Raw genomic sequence first — 21,348 nt, forward strand, 5'->3', positions numbered from 1 at the left:
GACACTAGCGTTATGTGCAGATGATATTATAAGAAGATTTATAGAAGAAATGGATTGCCTCAATACGACTGAATGAATAATCTGCATTGATGACTGCAGATTATATGGGGGGAGAAACTATTGGGGAAATGAACCGCAGTAGAATACTATAATTGATCACTTTCTAAAAGAAAATTTTGTGAAAAAATCATTTTTAAAAAAAATGAAATAAAAGGTCTGTAATTCTTATGAAAATCGATATAACTGATTTTTTGAGATCGTTATAGTATGATTTTTTGTTTGGAATGAATAGTTTTTTATTGTTACTTTGATCTGTTTTGAAAGATTGAAATGAGTATTAAAAAGTTAATCAGATCATATAAAAAAGATCTTAAATTAAAGAAATCCTATTTAGAGATTAAAGCAGATTTATATACAATAGATGATCTAATTAAGAAAATAGAGTTTAAAGAAGAGGCAGACCCTAAAGTAACAATTATTATCCCTGTTCATAACCAGTTAAGGTATACACTGAATTGTCTATATTCTATTATGACTGCTGAGGATAATGTTCCTTTAGAGATATTAATAATTAATGATAAAAGCACGGATAATTCATTAGAAGTATTAAGTAAAATACCAGGATTAAAAATTTTCAACAATTCTGAAAACTTAGGATTTCTAAGATGCGTGAATGAAGGTATTAATGAAGCACTTGGAGAATTTGTTTATCTGCTCAATAATCATACAAAAGTTCTGAACGGATATTTATCTTCATTATTAAATGTTTTTGAACGACATAAAGATGCAGGGGCCGTTGGTTCAAAATTGATTTATGCGGACGGTAAATTGCAGGGAGCAGGATGTTTATTGTTTAACAATGAGGTGGGGGTAAATAGAGGTGCCTCACAGTCTGTTCATAGCCCCGGATTTAATTTTTTACGAAAAGTTGATTATTGCTCCGGGAGCAGCTTAATTTTCAGAAAGAAAGATATAACTGGAAACTTAAACCTGTTAGATCCTGATTTTTCATCTGCATATTATGAAGAAACAGATCTTTGCATGAGGTTTGTTGAAAATCAAAAACTTACCATATACTATCAGCCTCAATCTGAAATTATACATTATGAGGATGTTAGCTACCAGCAAAAATCCGAAAATAAACAGGAATTATTGAAAAAAAATCACAGGTTTTTTTGGGATAGATGGGGTGAAAACATCACTTCTGAGCAATTTATTGTGAGGGGAAATAAAGAGTACTTTAATGATAATAAAGGTTATTCAGAAACAGTATTAGTGGTAGAAGAATATCTTCCGAAATATGATCAGGACTCAGGGGCTAATAGATTTACTGAGATTATAAAAATTCTGATTAACAAGTCTTGTAAAGTTTATTTATTGGTTAAAAATCTTAATACTGAAAGTGATGCGACTTATATTAAGTTTTTTGAGCAAATGGGGGTTGAAGTATTGAGAGATTTTCCGACTTCTAGGAAAAAAATAATACGTGTAAAGAAGCAAATAGAAGGTATTATGCCTTTAGTAGATTTTATCTGGATTTTTAGACCGGAAGGCTTCGAATACTATGAAAAAGAAATAAAAAGGATGAATTCCGGGGCTAAAGTTATTTATGACACGGTTGATTTACATTATTTAAGATTCGAACGGGAGAAAGATTTTTTTTCAAAATCAGCAAAACAGCTTAAAAAAGAGAATAATGTTAAATTCTTAGAAAGAAAAGCCCTTAAAGATGCCGATGCAGTTATTGCAATTAGCGATATAGAGAGAAAAACCATTGCCGGAACGGGTATACCAGACGAAAGAATATTTATAGTAAGCAATATTCATATAATTAAGGAAAATGTATTTCATGAAGCTTTTGAGGATAGAGAAGGACTGGTATTTATCGGCGGATTTAATCATAAACCTAATGTGGATGCAGTAATATATTTGTATAATGAGATAATGCCTTTAGTATGGGAATCTAATAATGATACAAAGGTTTATATTATTGGAGGTAATGTACCTGGGGAACTCCAAGCGTTACATTCTGATAAATTTCAGATTTTAGGGTATCAAAAAGATATAGATGACTATTTTACAAAGTCGAAAGCTTTTGTTGCACCATTACGTTATGGAGCTGGTGTAAAGGGAAAGATAGGTCAGGCATTGGAATATAAACTTCCTGTTATCTCAACTACTATTGGTGTTGAGGGGATGAAACTGGAATCTGATGAGACGGCTGTAGTAGTTGATATAAATGATCCGGTTGGTTTTGCAAAAAATATATTGCTGCTAGATAAGGATAAGGAAAAATGGAATCACTTGCATAATAATAGTGAGAAAGGATTGACCTATTTTTCAGTACAAAAACAGAAAGATAGTATTGTGAAAATGTTTAAATATTTAACAAATTAGAAGATATTTTCCAAAACTGGATTCTTATTATAACTATTTAAAAAAGTAGTGCCATTAGTTTATTATTGTGAGTAAATAAACGAAATATATTTGGCTGTTGATTATAGACCACGAAACATGAAGTGGTAAAGATTCTTAATGGGCTGAATTATAAAGCTTGGAAAATTTCCATCCTTAGTGCTTAATAAATGGGAGTCAAAAGTTGAAGACTATTCCGTTAATCAGGTTAACCAGATTCGTAAGAGGTAAATAAGAGTGCTTTTAAAAATTTCGTTTACAAAATATATTATCGGTCTGTTGTAGGAAGTGTAATTTTTGAAAGAGGAGCCGGATTTATAATATTTTCTATCCAGTTTTTAAAAGAGTATCTAAGCGTAATCTCTCTGACCGGAGGTATATATGCTTTTTCAAAGAATTTCTTTATTTCTTCAGTATTTGTATGAATGTCGTATATCAGAATATTACTTTCATCATAAAATTCATATTTTCTCACCTCTTTATTAGTTGTGATCAACTTTTTATTATGTCCCAGTGCCTCAAATATGCGTAAAGATAATCCGTTATGTTTTGGGTTTACAAAGTCAATTAATACTTTAGAGTCAAGCATCTTTTCGGATATTTGTTCAAAGCTTTGTTTTTCGGAAATATACTGGATATAAGGAATATGGCGGTGCTTTTTAGAAATAGCTGAAATATTATCGGCATATATCTCAATAAGAGCATTTATATTTAATGCATTAATTTTTTCGAGAAAGCTAATGATAAAATCCATTCTCTCTTCAATATATACACCTATGAAATATAAATCACGGGGTGTATTTTTTGTATTAGTTCCAAGAATTGTATTGTCAAAATAAAAATTGGTAATTCCTGTAGTATCAGGATAATCCATATCCTTGGGGTCAAAGACATAAAAGCGGCTAAAAAGAGAAATTTTGTCTTTAATTTTGGGGAATATATCTAATCCATCCCACTGATATGCATATGTAGCTTCGCTTTTGGCTTTAATTTTTTTTATAATAGAGTTAGGATAAAGATCGGCACGAATTATTAAAGCATAATGAGCTTTAATATCTTTTAATGAATCAATTTTTTTTTCAACATTATCATATTGATGGCGAAATTTTAATTTTTGTTTAAAATCTTTATCTCTCAAAAATGTTTTCCTCAGGAAGTTTTCTATTTTTTCTCCAATATTTTTGTATTGAAAATTTTCATCATCGAAGCAAATATTGATTACAGTAAAACCAAGTAATTCAAGATTTTTAATAATAAGCTTATAAATCCCATATCTTTTGGGCATTCCAAGGATAAAAATTTTATTATTATAAAACTTCCTGCAATCCATTTTCACATTTTATGATTTTCATTGTGACTACCTGTTGATATGATGACAGGTTTTTCGACTCATTTTTTCTGTCAAGATACTTGTGAAATAAATGATAACAAACTGCTTTCATCTTTAGCCTGCGTTGTTTAATTCCTATATTGTTAAATCTTGCGGCAAGTTCAATATCTTCATGTCCCCAGCCATTTAGATCATTATTGTATCCATTGACCTCAATGAAATCATTTTTCCAAAAAGAAAAATTACATCCTTTAACATTATTGGATTTTAAACGATCTTTTCTGAAAAACTTTGATGCAAATGGAAATCTGGTGGCATTGATTTTATTTTTCACATTTTTAATCATAGTTTTTATACAGAGCTTATCAGCACTAAGTAAAGCTTTAGTGTTAGTTTCATTTATCATAGAGCGGCTGCCATTAAGAAAAAAACCTTCTCTTGCTTCATGTAAATGATCCTCAATAAATTTTTTATTTAAAATAATATCTCCGTCTATTTGTATAATATATTCAGCATCTGTACCTGCAACTGCTTTGTTTAAGATTATTGTCTTTCTAAATCCTTTATCTTCCTGCCAAAAATGCTTTACAGGAATGCTAAATCTAGTTTTCCATTCATCTATAAGTTCTTTTGTATGATAGCTGGAACCATCATCAGCAATTAGAATCTCATCAGGGAGTACAGTCTGGATAGCTATTGACTGAAGTACCAAATCTAATGCTTTAGGCCAGTTATAGGTCGATATTAATAATGCCACCTTCATAAATTACAAATATTGATTAATTCCGTTTTCACAGTATATGACATTATTTTTTTTTGCATACTCAAATATTTCTTCGTTGCGTTTAAGGTTTTCCTTTTTATTAATAGGATGATGAACGTGGAATATAATTCCACCTAGTTTTAGAAAGCGTTTTTGCTTTCCGGAGTTCAAAAGCCGGGCAACAAATTCTTTATCTTCAGGTCCCCATCCTTTAAAATCTTCGTTGTATCCATTTACAGCTATAGCATCATCTTTCCAGTAAGCCATATTGCAACCATGTATTTCCCAACGCTCATCTCCCTGCATTTTATAGTTTGTTTCGAAATACTTCCACAAAAAGGGAATGCGCACAGAGCTGAAAAAATTAGAAATACCCTTTTCAAATGGATTTGCTCGGGCAATTTGCTTTGTCAATTTTTTTAAAGAAAGAGATTCATTCATATAGATTCGACTAGCCCTTACAAAAGAATTTTTCTTTGCAAATTTAATATGATCCTGAACGAAAAATGAATGTAAAATAAGATCTCCGTCTATTTGAATAATATAGTCGCCTGAAGCCCTGGCTATGGCTTTGTTTCTTATCTTGGCTAATTCAAAGCCATTATCTTCATGCCATATATGATGAATAGGGATTGTAGAATTTTTTTGATGTTTTTGAATAATTTCTAAGGTAGAAGAAGTAGAGCCGTCATCCGCAATTAATATTTCATCCGGAAATATGGTCTGAAGCATTATACTTTTTAAACATAAATCTAAAGCTTCTGGCCAATTGTAAGTGGATAAAATTAAGGATATTTTCACTAAAATTTGTTTTTATGGTACTGTCAAATACTTATCATTTATTCTTTTTATTTGTCGCATGACAAATAAAATATATGATTTGTTTATAGGATGAAAAAAATAAAAAAGGTTGCGTTATTTTCATATATTTATTATAAACATCTAAAAGCATTTATTTATTGCCAAAATAGAGAAATTTTCAACAGGTTTTATGATTTTCACTTCTTCTGTAATATATAGTTTTATTACTGTATGTTTTGAATTCTAAGTTTAAATTAATAAAAAAAACATTAATTCAAATGTTTTTCTCAAAAAAACGAGTAATTTGTTGAGTATTTTTTTCTATATAATTGATCCAGATATATATACCTTGTTATAAGAGTAATGATATATTTTGAATAGCAATGTATTTAAAAATCTAAAAAAATGAATTAATACAATTAGTTAATTGAGAAACTTTTGATAATTACCATAAATGTATTAAAATTGTAATTGTTTTGCCACGTAGAAAATAGTAATAAATGGAGAAAAAAGTCCTTATTGATCTTGAAAGACTTCGTTACCCCAAGTCAGGAATTGCAACTGTTTTTAGAAACCTTGCGAAAGGGCTTAAGGAACGTACTACTGATTTAGAAATTGATATTTTTGGACCAGAAGAAGAGATATCGAGAAATAAGTTTGGCTTTAAGGTAATTCCACGAAAGATTTGGCATAAGTTTCTGAGTCGCTTTAACCGCCAATATCAAATTGTGCACGTAAGCCACCAATTCTCATCCTACTTTCATAAAAATCATAAGTTTGGGGTTAAAATAGTAACACTTCATGATTTGAATTTCTTACATGAAAATTTTGATGAAAAAAGAAAACGAAAGTATATTAATAAAGTTAATAATAATCTCCGGTATGCCGATTATGTCGTGTGCATATCAAATTTTGTGAAAAATGATTTTATACAAAATCAACAACTTTTTGATTTGAGAAAGTTAAAAGGCGTTACTACTATCTATAACGGCTTGGCGTTTCCTGATAAAAATAACAAATATTCAATTGATTATGACTCGCGCTTCTCAATGCTACGAGATAAAAAATATATTATTAATATAGGTGTTTTATTTCCTAAAAAGAATCAGTTGGCAATTATTCGAATGCTTGAATATATAGATATCGATCTGGTTCTGGTAGCATCTGATGCTAAACAGGATTATGAGGCAAAGATTAATAATGAAATTAAGAGGCTTAAACTTGAAGACAGAGTACATATTTTTCGAAATGTAACAGAAGAAGAAAAAAATATCCTTATTGAGAATTGTGCAGGCTTGTGTCAACCTTCTCTTGCCGAAGGATTTGGTATTCCTCCAATTGAAGCTATGTACTTTGGCAGACCTGTTTTTCTTTCGAAGCTAACATGTCTCCCTGAAGTTGGAGGAGAACATGCTTTCTATTTTGATGATTTTGATGCAAAAAATATGGCTAAAACTATAGAATTGGGGTTAGAGAAATATGAAACCCAGCCAGATTTGCAACAGCAAATTATTGACTGGGCTTTACAATTTGATTATAAGATTACAGCTCGAAAATATCTTGACCTGTACCAGGAGCTATTGAATTAAAACTCCAAAATCGTTTTCTCAATAATTTTCACACAATCAAGTAATTGCTCTTCAGTAATTACTAATGGAGGTGCCAGGCGGATAATATTACCATGAGTTGGCTTAGCCAATAACCCATTTTCTTTAAGTGCTAAACATAAGTTCCATGCTGTAGAACTGTCCGGTGTATCATTGATAAGAATGGCATTTAATAATCCTTTTCCTCTTACTTTAGTAATCAGATCAGTTTTCTCTATTAGTTTTTCAATTTCACTTCTGAATAGATTCCCCAATTCTTCGGCTCTCTCGGATAATTTCTCGTCTTGTACAACATCCAAAGCTGCCATTGCTACAGCACATGCCAGAGGGTTTCCTCCAAAAGTAGATCCGTGCTGCCCAGGCTTGATAACATCCATAATATTGTTGTTTGCTAAAACAGCAGATACAGGATACATCCCTCCGGACAAAGCTTTACCCAAGATAAGAATGTCTGGCTGAACATTTTCATGGTGACATGCTATTAATTTACCAGTTCTGGCAATTCCTGTTTGTACTTCATCTGCTATGAAAAGAACATTGTATTTTTTACAAAGTTCAGATGATTGCTTCAGGAATCCCTCATTAGGAACATATACACCAGCTTCACCCTGAATAGGCTCAACAAGAAAAGCTGCAATATTTCCTGCTTCTTTGCTTAGAACTTCTTCTAATGCAGCAATGTCGTTATAAGGAATACGAATAAAACCAGGAGTGAAAGGACCATAATTTTGATTTGCATCCGGATCATTGGAAAACGATACAATAGTTGTTGTTCTTCCGTGGAAGTTATTTTCACATACAATGATTTTCGCAGCATTTTCAGCAATACCTTTTACTTCGTAGCTCCATTTTCTTGCCAGTTTTACTGCGGTTTCAACAGCTTCGGCTCCGGAGTTCATTGGTAAAACTTTGTCGAAACCTAAAAGAGATGTTATCTTTTGCTCGTATTCTCCCAGTTTCGAGTTATAAAAGGCTCTTGAAGTTAATGCCAATTTGCCTGCCTGATCAACAAGCGCCTCTACAATTTTGGGATGAGAGTGTCCTTGGTTAACAGCAGAATATGCAGAAAGAAAATCATAGTATTTTTTGCCTTCTACATCCCATACGAATACACCTTCTCCTTTGTCTAAAACAACAGGTAATGGGTGGTAATTGTGTGCTCCGTGTTTCTCTTCAAGTTCAATGAAATATTCTGAATTTTTAGTTTCTGACATAATATTTAAAGTTTGAATGACGAATTTACGGTTTCTATTTCGCCTTCACAAATTCGGTTTTTAGTATATAAAATGCATGATTATTTGGTGAATCGAGCAGATTTTGTATTTAATTCTGATGTAAACAAAAATGGCAGGAACTAATTCCTGCCATTCTTTATTTTGTATGTATATATCACTTTAGAAGTGATTTTCATAATTTTTATCCATTACAAAGCTCTCCATAAACTTTGTTGTATAATTTCCGGCAATGAAGTCTTCATTATCCAAAAGTTGTCTGTGGAATGGAATAGTCGTTTTTACTCCTTCAATATAAAACTCCTCTAATGCTCTTCTCATTTTTGCAATAGCTTCTTCACGCGTTTGTGCAGTTGTAATAAGCTTAGCAATCATAGAGTCATAGTTTGGTGGAATTGCATATCCGGAATAAACATGAGTATCTACTCTTACGCCGTGTCCGCCAGGAATATTTAATCCTTTTATAACACCTGGAGAAGGACGGAAATCCGCATATGGATCCTCTGCATTAATTCTACACTCTATAGCATGAAGCTTAGGATAGTGATTAATACCGGAAATTGGAGTTCCTGCAGCTAGTAAGATTTGCTCTCTGATAAGGTCATAATCAATTACCTGCTCTGTAATAGGATGCTCTACCTGAATACGGGTATTCATTTCCATAAAATAGAAATTTCTGTGCTTATCTACAAGGAATTCAATAGTCCCAACACCTTCATATCCGATGTATTCTGCTGCTTTAACAGCTGCGTTACCCATTTCTTCACGAAGCTCAGGAGTCATGAATGGAGATGGAGTTTCCTCAATTAGTTTCTGGTTTCTTCTCTGGATAGAGCAGTCTCTTTCAGAAAGGTGACATGCTCTCCCGTTTTGATCTCCAGCAACCTGAATTTCAATATGGCGAGGCTCTTCAATAAGCTTTTCCATATACATACCTCCGTTTCCGAAAGCAGCAACAGCTTCCTGAATTGCAGAATCCCAATGATCTTTAAGGTCTTCTTCTTTCCAGACAGCACGCATCCCTTTACCACCACCACCTGCAGTAGCTTTAATCATTACCGGATAACCAATTTCTTTAGCAATCTTTACAGCATGCTCATAAGAATCGATAAGTCCGTCGGATCCTGGAACACATGGGATACCCGCAGCTTTCATTGTAGCTTTAGCTGTAGCTTTATCTCCCATTTTTTCAATTTGCTCCGGAGTAGCTCCGATAAATTTAATACCGTTCTTCTGGCAGATTCTGGAGAAATTAGCATTCTCGGAAAGGAATCCATAACCAGGGTGAATGGCATCTGCATTAGTAATTTCTGCTGCAGCAATAATATTAGGAATCTTTAGGTAAGAATCTTTACTTGGTGCAGGTCCTATGCATACAGCTTCATCTGCGAAACGCACATGTAAGCTGTCTTTATCTGCTGTACTGTATACAGCAACAGTCTTAATTCCCATTTCTTTTGCAGAACGCAAAATACGCATGGCAATCTCACCTCTATTGGCAATTAATATCTTTTTGAACATTGTTTCGAAATTTTAAATTTTAAATTCTGAATCTTAAATTATTTTAAATACAAAAGCATCTAAAATTTATAATTTTTAATCTAAAATTCCTTAAGAAGGATCTACTAAGAATAAAGGTTGGTCGTATTCAACTGGAGACGCGTCATCAACAAGGATTTTTACAATTTTACCGCTTATTTCTGATTCAATCTGGTTGAATAATTTCATTGCTTCGATAACGCAAACTGTATCTCCTGAAGAGATAGTATCACCTACATTTACGAACACATCTTTATCCGGAGATGGTTTTCTGTAGAAAGTTCCGATCATCGGAGATTTCACAGCTACATATTTGCTGTCATCATTATCAGCAGCTGGTGTTGTAGCTTGTGGAGCAGATGTTACAGGTGCAGTAGCCTGAGGAGCTGTTTGTTGGAAAACTGGCTGTTGAGGGATGTAAGTAACACCTTCTGCAGCAGCGCTTGGAGTTTTGATGTTGATTTCAAAATCCTTTGTTTTATACTTTACTTCAGACACTCCGGCCTTAGCAACAAACCTGATCAGGTTCTGTATATCTTTAATATCCATAAAAATAGTTTTTTAGGGGTCAAATATACGAAATAACAACAAAAAACCATTCAATTTCATAGAAATCGAATGGTTTTTGTATAAATTTCAGAGAAAACCGGGTATTAGTTTTCTTCTGTAGTTTCAACTTGTTTTTCAAGTACAACTTTACCTCTGTAGTAAAGTTTACCTTCATGCCAGTGTGCTCTGTGATAAAGGTGAAGTTCTCCAGTTGTAGCGTCTTTAGCTAACTGTGGAGCTACAGCTTTGTAGTGAGTTCTTCTTTTATCTCTTCTAGTAGCAGACTGTCTTCTTTTAGGATGTGCCATTGTCTGATATTTTTAATATTTTTTAATTCTTGTTTTAGTTAATTTTTGCCCTTTAATTTATTAAGTGCTGCCCATCTTGGATCAATATCACCTTCTTCATTTTCTTCTGCCTGATCCTCTTCAACTTCTTTCGGGCTGTATTGGTCCAGAGCTTCCAAATCTTCTTCTGTTAAATTAGGAGAAAGTTTCTTCATCGGTATTGCTAATACTACAGCTTCAAATATAAGTTGTGAAATATTGAACTCATATTCATTCTGTGGGATTACAATAACCTCTTCATTGCTATCGTCATATTCTTCTCCGAATTTTACCAATACTTTTATATCATTATGTATTGGGTGACTAAATTCTTCATTGCTGATGTCGCAGGTTAACTGAACTGTTCCTTCAACTTTAATTTCAAATTCTAAAAAAGTTGAGTGTTTGTCTAACTGTGCTTTCACTTCAAGATCAGCCTTGTCAAACTCTTGTTCAGTATCAAATAAATTAAAGAACTCCTGTTTTACATCAAAAATAAACTCGTGTTTACCGTTTTTTAAACCTGTAAATGCGATATTGTAGTTTCTGATTTTCTCCATAAAAATGGTTTGCAAAAATAAATTAAATAATTGAGATTACAAAGTAAATTATTCATTTTCTTCAGGTAAGTCTTCATCTACTCCGTTGGCATCGAAGGTTTTCTTCGGCTGTAACTTGTTTTGAAGTAATTCCTGATATTCTCTTCTGTTCTGGAAAATTTTTATTCCGGAAAAAATAGCTTCTTCAAAAGATTGTGCATCGGCAATATTTTTTCCTGCAATATCATAAGCCGTTCCATGATCAGGTGACGTTCTTATAAAAGGAAGACCAGCACTATAATTTACTCCTTCTTCATAGGAAATAGTCTTGAATGGAGTAAGTCCTTGGTCATGATACATGGCCAGAACAGCATCGTAGGCTTTGTACTTTTCAGGTTGGAAAAAGCTATCTGCAGGGAAAGGTCCAAAAGCCAGAACTCCTTCATCAAATAACTTGTTGATAGCAGGGGTGATAATTTCTATTTCCTCCTGGCCTATGCTGCCGCCATCTCCTGCATGTGGGTTTAGTCCTAAGATAGCAATTTTGGGTTTCTGGATACAGAAATCCTCGCGTAATGTCTGATCCAGTGTTCGGACTTGTTTTACAATTCTTTCTTTGGTAATCTTAGAAGCAACTTCTGCAACAGGAATATGATGTGTAGATACAGCAACTTTTAAGTCTTCGGTTACCATAAACATCAATGCTTTCTGCTTGAACTTAGCTTCCAGATATTCAGTATGTCCTGTATAATTAAATCCTTGTTTTAGCATTTCATCCTTATTAATAGGTGCTGTAACCAGAACGTCAATTTCACCTTTCATCAGGGCTTCGGTTGCTGCTTCCAGAGACTGAATTGCCAGGGCAGTGGATTCTTCAGTGGGTTTACCAAATTCAATGTTTACATTGTCTTTCCACAGGTTTAGAATATTAATTTCGCCATGCTTTAGCTGCGATAATTGTTGTATCAGGTGGTAGTTCTGATTGACTTTGAAAACGTTTTTCTGGTAGGAGAATAGTTTCCCGGAACCAAATATAACCGGAGTGAAAAAATCCAGTATAGATTTTTCTTTCAATGTTTTAATGATGATTTCCGGTCCAATGCCGTTAAAATCCCCTATAGAGATTCCTACACGTATTTTATGATGCTTAGCGCTCATTTTTTGCTATCTTTGAAGATACAAATTTAATATTTTTAAATCAATGTTTACGGGAATAATTGAAGCGATAGGAAAAGTAGAAAATATCGTTCATGAAGACGCTAATGTTCACTTTACAATAAATAGCCCTTTTACAGGGGAACTGAAAATAGATCAGAGCGTTGCTCATAACGGTTGCTGCCTGACTGTAGTAGCGATAAAAGATAGTGAGTATGTTGTAACAGCGATAAAAGAAACGCTGGATGTAACAGCTTTAGACGAACTGAAAGTTGGGAATCTGGTAAATTTAGAGCGTTGTATGATTATGAATAGTCGTTTAGACGGACATATTGTACAGGGACATGTTGATCAGACAGGCTATCTGGATACTATAGAAAATCAGGACGGGAGCTATCTGCTTACCTTTAAATACGATGAAAGGGATTTTACAACAGTTAACAAAGGTTCCATTACTGTAAATGGTATTAGCCTGACAGTAGTAAACAGCCAGAAAGGTCAGTTTTCTGTAGCGTTGATACCTTATACGTGGGAACATACTAATATGCACCAGTTAAATATTGGGGATAAGGTGAATTTAGAATTTGATATTATTGGCAAGTATGTTGCCAAGCTTATGAATAAATAATATATGGCTCTAGGTCAGAGAGGAATAAGTCTTCAACTTAAAATTTTTTCGGGGTTAATATTAGTGTCTCTGCTATGTGTTGCAGGGACAACTCTTATTTCTTATCTGGTGATCAGAAGAGTGGCACAGGTTCAGAATGAAACCTCGCTTCAGAATAAATCTCTGGCACTTACTACAGCATTAGATTACGCAATTGTCCATTCGCATGTTACTAAAGAGAATATTGCGACCGAACTTCGTTACAAACTGATGGAGATATCGGATATCAATGGACTATTAGATATTATATTATATGACAGTAAAGGAAATTTTCTGGTTTCTAACAGGGATGCGGCACTGATAAAACAGAAAAGAATCCCTTCGGAAGTACTTAATAAAATTCTGCGTAGTGAAGGCGGAGCACTGGATTTTAGATTTTATGACGATAAAAGTAATGCTACAATTACATCTTCATACAGAATCCTTAGGGATGATCCGAGTCTTGATTCCGAACCATTGGCAATTGCTTATTTTCCATCATATTATTTTAACAATCAATATGTAGATATATTCAATAAGCACCTTCAGTTTATTGTTTTAGTTAATGTGTTTGCAGTGTTGCTAAGTATATTTATCAGCTGGAGAATTTCCAAAAATATCACCAAGACTATCACATCAATTTCATCTAAGATAAGCGATGAAGGAAGAGATCTTAAGCCTATAAAGTATTCCAGTAGGGATGAGTTAAGTGTTCTGGTTAGAGCTTATAACAGAATGATTTATCAGCTTCGGGAGCAGACACAGCTCAAAGCTCAGGTTGAAAGAGAAAAGGCGTGGCGGGAAATGGCTAAGCAGGTTGCACATGAGGTGAAAAATCCTTTGACTCCTATGAAGTTAACTATTCAGAATTTCGAGAGGAAATTTGATCCTCAGGATCCTGAAATAGAAAATAAAGTACATAAGATGAGCAAGGTAGTGGTAGAACAGATTGATCTTATTGCAGAAGTTGCCAGTGCATTTTCTGAATTTGCCAAGCTGCCTGAAAAAGAAGATACTATTCTTAATCTTAACGAGGAGATTAAGAAAATCGTTGATATATTCGATAAGAACGATATTTTTATACATTCAAATAAGGATAATATCATGCTGAAATTTGATAAAATCTATATCAGCCGTATCATGACGAACCTTATTACCAACGCGCAACAGGCAGGAGTCTACGGAAGAAGGCCTATCATAAATATCGATTTGGAGCAATTTAATAAGAAGGTAACCATTAAGGTAGAAGATAATGGAAGTGGAATCGAAAAAGAAAAGCTTGAACAGATTTTTGAACCTAATTTTACAACTAAAAGTAGTGGGATGGGGCTTGGGCTTACAATGGTCCGTAAGATGATTGATGAATACAGAGGGACTATATCTGTGAAATCTGAATTCGGAAAAGGAACACAGTTTACCATTAGCTTACCAGTCGGAATTTAATGAAGCCTTTTGTTTTTAAACAATTTGAAATTCTTCAGGATAAAGAAGTTTTCCGTGTAGGTACCGATGGGGTTGTACTTGGAGCTTTATGTAATGGTGAGAAAGCTATTCATGCTTTAGAAGTAGGCTGTGGAACCGGACTCATTTCTCTTATGCTGGCGCAGCGATTTCCATCAGTTAGACTTGATGCTTTAGATATCAATGCTAAAGCGGTAGGAATCGCAGGACAAAATTTTAGTAATTCTCCTTTTGCTGACAGGCTGAATGTTATTGAAATCAATTATAATGACTTTGTATCTGCTGATAAATACGATCTTATTGTAAGCAATCCGCCTTATTTTGAATCAGACTCTTCTAAAGATCTTATCGCAAGGCATCAGGTACTATTGTCCTTTCAGGAGCTCATATGTAAAAGCGCTGTGCTTATTTCAGATTCTGGGATTTTATCTGTTATTATTCCGAGTGATGATGCTGAAAGTTTTATAAGTATTGCTGAAGATAATGACTTACATCTTATTCGTAAAATTGATATTTATGGAATAAAAGGTGGAAAGTTGAAAAGAAATATTCTGGAGTTTTCCAGAAAACCATCAGGGCTGGTTTTGGAAAAACTTGTTCTGGAAAAAGAAAAAAGAATTTATTCGGATGAGTATAGAGAGTTAACGAAAGACTTTCATCCGATGTTTTAAAAAAAGTCCCGCTTAATATTACTAAGCGGGATTTTTACATTATTTATATCATTTATCTTATTCGAAAAGTTCTGCAGTATTCATTACTGTTACCTTGCCGTCTTCACAACGGATAGCTTCGGCAGGATAGTTCTGAATCATGTGATAGTCGTGTGTGGCCATTAGTACGGCACAGTTACGCTCTTTTGAGATATTGGTTAATAATAGCATAATCTCATTAGATGTTTCCGGGTCAAGGTTTCCGGTAGGTTCATCAGCAAGGATTAGTTCAGGGTGATTCAGCAGGGCTCTGGCGATTGCAATACGCTGTTGCTCTCCTCCTGAAAGCTCGTGAGGCATTTTGTGCTTTTTAGTCTTCATGCCTACACTGTTTAGTACTTCGTCTATACGGTCCGTGATTAATCTTTTATCTTTCCAGCCGGTTGCCTGAAGTACAAAAATCAGGTTCTTCTCAATAGTTCTGTCAGTAAGTAACTGGAAATCCTGGAATACAATACCCAGCTTTCTTCTTAAAGGTGGTATGTCGGATGTTCTTAATTTAGATAAATCAAAACCAACAACCTCTCCAATACCTTGTCTTAGTGGAAGATCTCCGTAAAGAACCTTTAAAAGTGAACTTTTACCGGAACCTGTTTTTCCAATAAGGTAGCAGAATCTTCCTTTCTTAATGTTAAGGTTAACATCTGAAAGAACTGTGAAGTTTTTCTGAATTATTTTGGCATTTTGAAGAATGATGACATCATCACCATGCTCGTGTTTATGTGGCATATCTTTACTTTTAACAATTGAAATCAGCAACTGGTACTGATTTTAAAGGCTAAAAATACAAAAAACTTTTTTAGAATAAATGAGTTTTTGTATAAATCAGAGTATAAACAAATAAAAATGCCTGAAGTACAGAATACCTCAAGCATTTTAAAATCTATAATAATACAGAAATTATCTCTTAGCTCTAGACGCGCTAACAGTCAATCTCTTTCTGCCTTTAGCTCTTCTTGCAGCCAAAACTCTTCTACCATTTGGCGTTGACATTCTTTCTCTGAAACCGTGTTTGTTTCTTTTCTTTCTTTCTGATGGCTGGAATGTTCTTTTCATTACCTAAGTATATTTATAGTTAGTAATATTTCTATTGTATATTTTCAGACTGCAAATTTATGTATTTTTTATTAACCTGCAAAAATATTTTTATTTTTTATTAGAGATTGCAGTTAATATCTTTGCAGGATTATATTTTAAAGACCGTCTATGTTTTCAAACCAGGAACTTTCCGAAATAAAAAAACTACTTCAACCTGATAAAGAGATTGTTATTGTCACTCATTATAACCCGGATGGAGATGCTATTGGTTCTAGTCTTGGGCTGAAACATGCACTGAAAAATCTTGGAATTGACGCTACAGTGGTCGTTCCAAATGACTTTCCAAAGTTTTTAAAATGGATGCCGGAAGCCAAGCAGGTTATGGTGTCAGAATTCAAAAGAAAAAAAGTTGCAGAAATATTTCATAATGCAGACGTAATTTTTTGTTTAGACTTCAATACACTTTCCAGAATTGGATTTATTGGTGAATGGATCGCCAGATCATCTGCTGTGAAAATACTTATTGACCACCATCAGATGCCTGAGGAATTCGATTATGTTTATTCAGATACTTCAATCCCGGCGACTTGTCAGATGGTTTATCATTTTTTAGAAGCCTTAGGATTGGATAAGTGTATTTCTGAAGACAGCGCGAGGTGTCTTTATACAGGTATAATGACTGATACTGGTGGATTCCGTTTCCGTTCTACAAGCGCAACTACTCACAGAATTGTTGCCAATCTTATAGAGAAAGGAGCAGACCCGGCACAGATTACCTCAGATACCTGGGATACCAATACAGTAAGCCGTTTGCACTTGCTCTCTTTAGTTTTGAGCAGAATAGAAGTTGTAAAAGATGGGACGGTTGCAATTTTGTGGTTAAAGCGTGAGGAAATGGAGCGTTTTGGTTTTGAAAAAGGAGCAACAGAAGGTTTTGTAAATTATGGGCTAAGTGTATTAGGTGTAAAAATGTCTGCCTTTTTTATGGAAGATATCCAGGATGATTTTATTAAGATATCCTTCCGCTCCAAAGACGATTTGGATGTAAACCTGTTTTCCAGAAGCTATTTTAGCGGTGGTGGCCATATTAATGCAGCTGGAGGACGCTCTGAATTATCAATAGAAGATACTTTAGAACGCTTTAAAAATATTATCGAAAAAGAAGATTTCTAAGTCTTGTTAAAGATACGTTAAAGAGGAGATGTGATAAGTTAATGATTCCTTAAAATTAACTTATCATTCCCGCAAAACGCGTGGGGTACTTTTGTCCGGATTATATAAAAGTACCTATGAAACGTATTAATGTAGCTTTTGCATTTATGCTGCTAAGCTTCGGAAGCATGAGTGTATATGCACAAACAACGCAAGCTTCAATCCTGGGGCGGGTAACGAGTCAGAGCAATGCGCCGCAGACAAAAGCAACTGTCAAGATTCTTAATGAGTCTACTGGCTTTTCTACAGAAACAATAACTAACTCTAACGGCGAATATATATTTAAAGAAATTCCTCTAGGTGGTCCTTACAAGGTTTTTGTAAACGGACATGAAAGAAAAGAAGGCTACAACGTTAATTTTGGTGATCAGCTTACTGTAAATATTAATCTTGCAGATTCTGATGAAAAGAATATTAAAGAAGTTGTCATTACCGGGAACCTGAAAAATAAAGTAGGTAATCTTGGTTCGGCGACTGCAATTACTGCCAAAAACATAAGTGTACTACCTGTTAACGGTAGAAATTTTACTAACCTTACAGAGCTTTCTCCATTAAGTGGTAAAAATGGAAACCTATCGGGGCAGTTAGGTTCTTCAACAAATTATACAATAGACGGTATGACAGCTAAAAACCCTACTTCAGCAGGAGCAACAACCAGCAGAAGTGGTGCGCCATATTCTATCTCTATTGAAGCAGTCCGTGAATTTAAAATTACAACAAACCAATACGATGTTACACTAGGTAGAAGCGGAGGAGGAACGATAAGCGCTGTTACCAAATCGGGTACTAATACATTTACCGGAAGCGTATTCGAATATCAGAGAGCAGGATGGCTTACCAGTGGTTATGACATCAGAGGAAACAGAGTGAAAAATGATTACTCAACCTATCAATTTGGGTTCTCATTGGGAGGTCCGATTATTAAGAATAAATTACATTTCTTCATGGCGTGGGATCATCAATTAGATAGTAAACCTCTTATTATTGCCGATGTGCAAACCAGAGAAGATGCGCTTCGTTTCAATGTGACAAATGAGAGGTTAAATAAAGTTCTGGAAATTGGAAGAAATAAATACGGTGTAGGGAATACACCTCAGTTTGGAACGTTTGACAGAACAAGGAATTCAGATGCCGGTTTTCTTCGTTTAGACTGGCAAATTAGTCCAAAACATTTATTGACGTTAAGGAATAACTTTACGTATGACTTTAATAAGAATGGGCTTGCAGATAATACCAACATTAACTTCTATGAATCCTATGGTAATGACAAGAACTGGGATAATAGTTTATTGTTAACCTTAAGATCTAATTTTAGTCCTTCAATAACCAATGAATTAAAATTCCAGCATTTATATACTTTCCAGAATAGTTATCAGAATGATGAACTAGGGCGTACAGTTCCGCGTGGTATTGTGGAGCGTGTAAGTTCTGATGTTGAAGGACAGAAAGGTTCTCTTTTTACCAATATTCAGTTTGGGGGACATAGATTTGGACAGGAATCTTTTAAAAATAATGTATTCCAGTTGGTAAATAACCTTTACTATAACACCGATAAAGTAAAGTATACGTTTGGTGTGGATCTCATGTATACACGTGCTAAATCTGTTTACGGAAGTGAAGTCAACGGCAGATTCCATTTTGATGGCATTAAAAATTTCGAGGATATGACTCCCTATAGATTCTACAGGGAAGTACCGTTGTTGGATGATCCGTCTGTAAAGTCCAGTATCTGGAATTTAGGATTCTATGGTCAAATGATGGCAAAGATTGCGACAGGGCTTAATTTCACGGCTGGGTTAAGATTTGATTATGGTGGTTATCCTAAAACAGAACTTAATCAGAAACTGTATGATGAAATGGGGATCAGAACAGATAACAAGATTAAATCTTTCGTTATTCAGCCAAGAGTTCAGTTCGACTGGGATATTAATGACAATCATAAAGATTTCGTCAAACTTGGAGGTGGGATATTCTCGTCGGATATCAACAATTATATGTTGATCAATAACTTGTACTTTGACGGAAGACATTCTGCAACAGTTGATGTTGATTTAACAAAAACTTTTCCACGATTTAACCCGGATTTTTTAAGTTACAGAAAGGATTATTCAACAGTTCCTTCATTTGTGCAAGATCAAGTGCCAACGATTAATTATACAGGGAAAGATGCTAAAATTCCTATCATCTATAAAGCTAATATTTCCTATAGCCACTTCTTTACCGAAAGATTCCGTGTAGGACTTGCTGCTTATGCTGCATTTGGAAGAAATAACTATTTCTACTATGACAGAAATATGGAAGAGAAGCCATTCTTTACATTAGCTAATGAGGATAACAGAGGTGTTTTTGTACCTGTTAATAGTATTAACACATCGAACGGGAATTCTAACTGGTTGGATGGACGTGTCAATAAAAACTTCGGAAGGGTATTGGAGCTTGTTAGTGATGGTAAGGTAAACCAATATTCCGTAGTTTTTGATACCAGCTTCAAATATTTTAAAGATGGAGAAATCACAGCAAGCTATACATGGGCAGATATTAAAGACAATACTTCTTACAATGGTAATGTAGCAAACTCTGCAACTCTTTCTACAATGGTAAGCAGTGATCCAAGAGATCTTAGAATGGGGTATTCTGATAACCAGTTCAGACATAAAGTGGTTGTATACGGTAACTCTCCAACTTTTGAAGGATTTGTTATTGGGGTTAGATATGCCGGAATTGGCGGAACCCGATTCTCGATGACAGCAGGAGGGAACATCAATGGAGATTTTGTAAACGGTAATGATCTTGCTTATGTATTCCCTAATCTTACTGCTTCATTATTAAGTGATCCGGAAGTGGGGAAAGCACTTAAAAACTATATCAGCGAGTACAATGGTAAAATAGCTGAAAGAAATGGCGGTATAAATAGCTTCTATGGAATCTGGGATCTGAGAATAGCCAAGAAACTTAAATTTGAAAAAGTAGGAAATCTTGAATTCTCTGTAGATATATTCAATGTTGCAAACTTACTAAACAAAGAGTGGGGAGTAAACAAATCATATGGAAATACAAGTTTGTATAAGATTAAGAATTTTGACCCTAATACTAAACAATTCGTATATGAATTGAATACAAAAGGTCTTCCGCCATTATCGGGTAATCCATATCAGATTCAGATTGGAGTAAGATATTCTTTCTAAAAGTTTTTTATAATTCATATTTATTAGTTCAGGAAAGAGACCGGAATTTTCCGGTCTCTTTTTGTTATTTAAGGTTCGTCGCAGTCGGCTTTTAGTTTGGAAAATATTTTATCAAAACTTGTGAAAGTTTTTCCGTCTTCATCTATAGCGGGTCTAAAGCTATTGTTAGCACAATTATGAAATCCTATTCCAAGAAGATCAATCAAGGCATAATCATCCTTCTGTGGTGTTTTTAATTTATTATTGAATTCTGCGATTATTCTTTTGGGATCATAATTGAGTTTACTTTGTGCTTCAATATGAATTTTCCATGCATCATACATTTTCTGCTTGTCAGGAGAAGTTACAGCATCAACATAGCTTTTACAGGTTTCATAAAATTTGCTCTTTTTCAGGATGGAAGGGTCTGAGTATGCCAAAAGGAGAGTTTTGTTCAGAAGGTATTCACCCTCGAAAGCCTGGATTGTTTCTTCACGCAGCTTTTTCCATATAGGAGCATCTATTATCTTCAGACTGTATAAGTCCTTTTTCTTTTCTTGGTACTGCTGTTCCAATTGTTCCAGATACTTTGTTTTATTTTTACGGACATCTTCCAGATCCGAAAGCTTGAAAACGGTATGGCTATCAAAATGAACTCCACTGTATTTATATAGGAGTTTATGGACGCCGTCAATTTCTTCTTTTTTGTATTTTGTAGGATCGTAATAGCCTTTATTGTCGCAATTAAAAGTTTGATAAGAATAAAGAACCAGATTGCTTTTCTTCTGGGGGAGTTTTTTCTGGCTCCAGCCTATTGCAAATACTCCCAGACAAATACTCAGAATAATTTTTTTCATTTAT

The 21,348-nt window shown here is 34.3% G+C and carries 19 protein-coding genes; 7 read left to right on the forward strand and 12 right to left on the reverse strand.

Annotation, left to right across the window (positions count from 1 at the left end; translation table 11 throughout):
- The first annotated feature begins 330 nt into the window (after positions 1-330).
- Positions 331-2,397, forward strand: a complete 2,067-nt coding sequence (locus tag ATE49_RS03070; RefSeq protein WP_065081053.1) for a glycosyltransferase — start codon at positions 331-333, stop codon at positions 2,395-2,397.
- 286 nt (positions 2,398-2,683) lie between these two features.
- Here ATE49_RS03070 and ATE49_RS03075 read toward each other — a convergent pair whose 3' ends face one another.
- The 3 genes from ATE49_RS03075 to ATE49_RS03085 are packed head-to-tail and all read right to left on the reverse strand — an operon-like array spanning position 2,684 to position 5,309.
- On the reverse strand, positions 2,684-3,700 hold the full coding sequence (locus ATE49_RS03075; protein ID WP_065081054.1) for a hypothetical protein: 1,017 nt from the start codon (positions 3,698-3,700) through the stop codon (positions 2,684-2,686).
- A 22-nt stretch (positions 3,701-3,722) separates the two neighbouring features.
- Positions 3,723-4,508: a glycosyltransferase family 2 protein gene (locus ATE49_RS03080; protein WP_065081055.1), complete on the reverse strand. Its 786-nt coding sequence runs from the start codon at positions 4,506-4,508 to the stop codon at positions 3,723-3,725.
- Positions 4,509-4,511: 3 nt separating this feature from the next.
- A complete protein-coding gene (locus ATE49_RS03085) occupies positions 4,512-5,309 on the reverse strand; it encodes a glycosyltransferase family 2 protein (RefSeq protein WP_065081056.1) in 798 nt (265 codons plus the stop codon).
- Positions 5,310-5,809: 500 nt separating this feature from the next.
- Here ATE49_RS03085 and ATE49_RS03090 point away from each other — a divergent pair, with 500 nt between their 5' ends.
- Positions 5,810-6,898 carry a glycosyltransferase family 4 protein gene (locus tag ATE49_RS03090; protein WP_065081057.1) on the forward strand — a complete coding sequence of 363 codons (1,089 nt, stop codon included), beginning with the start codon at positions 5,810-5,812 and terminating at the stop codon, positions 6,896-6,898.
- Here the strand turns inward: ATE49_RS03090 and rocD are convergent.
- The 6 genes from rocD to pdxA all read right to left on the reverse strand — a co-directional run bounded on the left by rocD (position 6,895) and on the right by pdxA (position 12,259).
- Complete coding sequence (rocD, locus tag ATE49_RS03095; RefSeq protein ID WP_065081058.1) at positions 6,895-8,130, reverse strand: ornithine--oxo-acid transaminase; 1,236 nt, start codon at positions 8,128-8,130, stop codon at positions 6,895-6,897. The two genes, ATE49_RS03090 and rocD, sit on opposite strands and share 4 nt — an antisense overlap.
- 180 nt (positions 8,131-8,310) lie before the next feature.
- Positions 8,311-9,669 carry an acetyl-CoA carboxylase biotin carboxylase subunit gene (gene accC / locus ATE49_RS03100; protein WP_059156691.1) on the reverse strand — a complete coding sequence of 453 codons (1,359 nt, stop codon included), beginning with the start codon at positions 9,667-9,669 and terminating at the stop codon, positions 8,311-8,313.
- A gap of 90 nt (positions 9,670-9,759) precedes the next feature.
- Entirely contained in the window at positions 9,760-10,236 is a 477-nt protein-coding gene (accB, locus tag ATE49_RS03105; protein WP_034868010.1) for an acetyl-CoA carboxylase biotin carboxyl carrier protein, read from the reverse strand.
- 104 nt (positions 10,237-10,340) lie between these two features.
- Positions 10,341-10,544, reverse strand: a complete 204-nt coding sequence (gene rpmF / locus ATE49_RS03110) for a 50S ribosomal protein L32 (protein ID WP_034868008.1) — start codon at positions 10,542-10,544, stop codon at positions 10,341-10,343.
- Between the two features lie 38 nt (positions 10,545-10,582).
- Complete coding sequence (locus ATE49_RS03115) at positions 10,583-11,122, reverse strand: YceD family protein (protein WP_059156692.1); 540 nt, start codon at positions 11,120-11,122, stop codon at positions 10,583-10,585.
- Positions 11,123-11,170: 48 nt separating this feature from the next.
- On the reverse strand, positions 11,171-12,259 hold the full coding sequence (gene pdxA / locus ATE49_RS03120; protein ID WP_059156693.1) for a 4-hydroxythreonine-4-phosphate dehydrogenase PdxA: 1,089 nt from the start codon (positions 12,257-12,259) through the stop codon (positions 11,171-11,173).
- A gap of 43 nt (positions 12,260-12,302) precedes the next feature.
- Between pdxA and ATE49_RS03125 the strand changes: the two genes are divergently transcribed.
- From ATE49_RS03125 to ATE49_RS03135, 3 genes are read left to right on the forward strand one after another with little or no spacing between them, the layout of a single operon-like run.
- On the forward strand, positions 12,303-12,884 hold the full coding sequence (locus ATE49_RS03125) for a riboflavin synthase (protein ID WP_065081059.1): 582 nt from the start codon (positions 12,303-12,305) through the stop codon (positions 12,882-12,884).
- 3 nt (positions 12,885-12,887) lie between these two features.
- Entirely contained in the window at positions 12,888-14,345 is a 1,458-nt protein-coding gene (locus ATE49_RS03130; RefSeq protein ID WP_065081060.1) for a sensor histidine kinase, read from the forward strand.
- Positions 14,345-15,034, forward strand: coding sequence for a tRNA1(Val) (adenine(37)-N6)-methyltransferase (locus ATE49_RS03135; RefSeq protein WP_065081061.1), 690 nt, complete (start codon positions 14,345-14,347; stop codon positions 15,032-15,034). The genes ATE49_RS03130 and ATE49_RS03135 overlap by 1 nt, the downstream gene beginning before the upstream one ends.
- A 57-nt stretch (positions 15,035-15,091) precedes the next feature.
- Here the strand turns inward: ATE49_RS03135 and ATE49_RS03140 are convergent, their stop codons facing one another.
- Both ATE49_RS03140 and rpmH read right to left on the reverse strand, forming a co-directional pair.
- Positions 15,092-15,802, reverse strand: coding sequence for a cell division ATP-binding protein FtsE (locus tag ATE49_RS03140; protein WP_009094372.1), 711 nt, complete (start codon positions 15,800-15,802; stop codon positions 15,092-15,094).
- A gap of 171 nt (positions 15,803-15,973) precedes the next feature.
- Entirely contained in the window at positions 15,974-16,129 is a 156-nt protein-coding gene (gene rpmH / locus ATE49_RS19965; protein ID WP_009085498.1) for a 50S ribosomal protein L34, read from the reverse strand.
- Positions 16,130-16,279: 150 nt separating this feature from the next.
- On the opposite strand from rpmH, the gene ATE49_RS03145 reads away from it, so the two are divergent.
- Both ATE49_RS03145 and ATE49_RS03150 read left to right on the forward strand, forming a co-directional pair.
- Entirely contained in the window at positions 16,280-17,284 is a 1,005-nt protein-coding gene (locus ATE49_RS03145) for a DHH family phosphoesterase (RefSeq protein ID WP_065081062.1), read from the forward strand.
- Positions 17,285-17,400: 116 nt separating this feature from the next.
- A complete protein-coding gene (locus ATE49_RS03150; protein WP_065081063.1) occupies positions 17,401-20,508 on the forward strand; it encodes a TonB-dependent receptor in 3,108 nt (1,035 codons plus the stop codon).
- Between the two features lie 68 nt (positions 20,509-20,576).
- Here the strand turns inward: ATE49_RS03150 and ATE49_RS03155 are convergent, their stop codons facing one another.
- Complete coding sequence (locus ATE49_RS03155) at positions 20,577-21,344, reverse strand: hypothetical protein (protein WP_065081064.1); 768 nt, start codon at positions 21,342-21,344, stop codon at positions 20,577-20,579.
- Positions 21,345-21,348 lie beyond the last annotated feature (4 nt).

The sequence above is a fragment of the Elizabethkingia miricola genome, assembly GCF_001675285.1.
In the GTDB taxonomy this organism is placed as follows: Bacteria; Bacteroidota; Bacteroidia; order Flavobacteriales; family Weeksellaceae; genus Elizabethkingia; species Elizabethkingia miricola.

Bases quoted from the DNA above. Each gene is read 5' to 3' on its own strand.
- rpmF (WP_034868008.1), bottom strand. From the start codon at position 10,544: ATGGCACATCCTAAAAGAAGACAGTCTGCTACTAGAAGAGATAAAAGA.
- ATE49_RS03140 (WP_009094372.1), bottom strand. From the start codon at position 15,802: ATGCCACATAAACACGAGCATGGTGATGATGTCATCATTCTTCAAAAT.
- pdxA (WP_059156693.1), bottom strand. From the start codon at position 12,259: ATGAGCGCTAAGCATCATAAAATACGTGTAGGAATCTCTATAGGGGAT.
- ATE49_RS03135 (WP_065081061.1), top strand. From the start codon at position 14,345: ATGAAGCCTTTTGTTTTTAAACAATTTGAAATTCTTCAGGATAAAGAA.
- ATE49_RS03070 (WP_065081053.1), top strand. From the start codon at position 331: ATGAGTATTAAAAAGTTAATCAGATCATATAAAAAAGATCTTAAATTA.
- accB (WP_034868010.1), bottom strand. From the start codon at position 10,236: ATGGATATTAAAGATATACAGAACCTGATCAGGTTTGTTGCTAAGGCC.
- ATE49_RS03145 (WP_065081062.1), top strand. From the start codon at position 16,280: ATGTTTTCAAACCAGGAACTTTCCGAAATAAAAAAACTACTTCAACCT.
- rpmH (WP_009085498.1), bottom strand. From the start codon at position 16,129: ATGAAAAGAACATTCCAGCCATCAGAAAGAAAGAAAAGAAACAAACAC.
- accC (WP_059156691.1), bottom strand. From the start codon at position 9,669: ATGTTCAAAAAGATATTAATTGCCAATAGAGGTGAGATTGCCATGCGT.
- ATE49_RS03150 (WP_065081063.1), top strand. From the start codon at position 17,401: ATGAAACGTATTAATGTAGCTTTTGCATTTATGCTGCTAAGCTTCGGA.
- ATE49_RS03155 (WP_065081064.1), bottom strand. From the start codon at position 21,344: ATGAAAAAAATTATTCTGAGTATTTGTCTGGGAGTATTTGCAATAGGC.
- rocD (WP_065081058.1), bottom strand. From the start codon at position 8,130: ATGTCAGAAACTAAAAATTCAGAATATTTCATTGAACTTGAAGAGAAA.
- ATE49_RS03125 (WP_065081059.1), top strand. From the start codon at position 12,303: ATGTTTACGGGAATAATTGAAGCGATAGGAAAAGTAGAAAATATCGTT.
- ATE49_RS03090 (WP_065081057.1), top strand. From the start codon at position 5,810: ATGGAGAAAAAAGTCCTTATTGATCTTGAAAGACTTCGTTACCCCAAG.
- ATE49_RS03080 (WP_065081055.1), bottom strand. From the start codon at position 4,508: ATGAAGGTGGCATTATTAATATCGACCTATAACTGGCCTAAAGCATTA.
- ATE49_RS03115 (WP_059156692.1), bottom strand. From the start codon at position 11,122: ATGGAGAAAATCAGAAACTACAATATCGCATTTACAGGTTTAAAAAAC.
- ATE49_RS03075 (WP_065081054.1), bottom strand. From the start codon at position 3,700: ATGCCCAAAAGATATGGGATTTATAAGCTTATTATTAAAAATCTTGAA.
- ATE49_RS03130 (WP_065081060.1), top strand. From the start codon at position 12,888: ATGGCTCTAGGTCAGAGAGGAATAAGTCTTCAACTTAAAATTTTTTCG.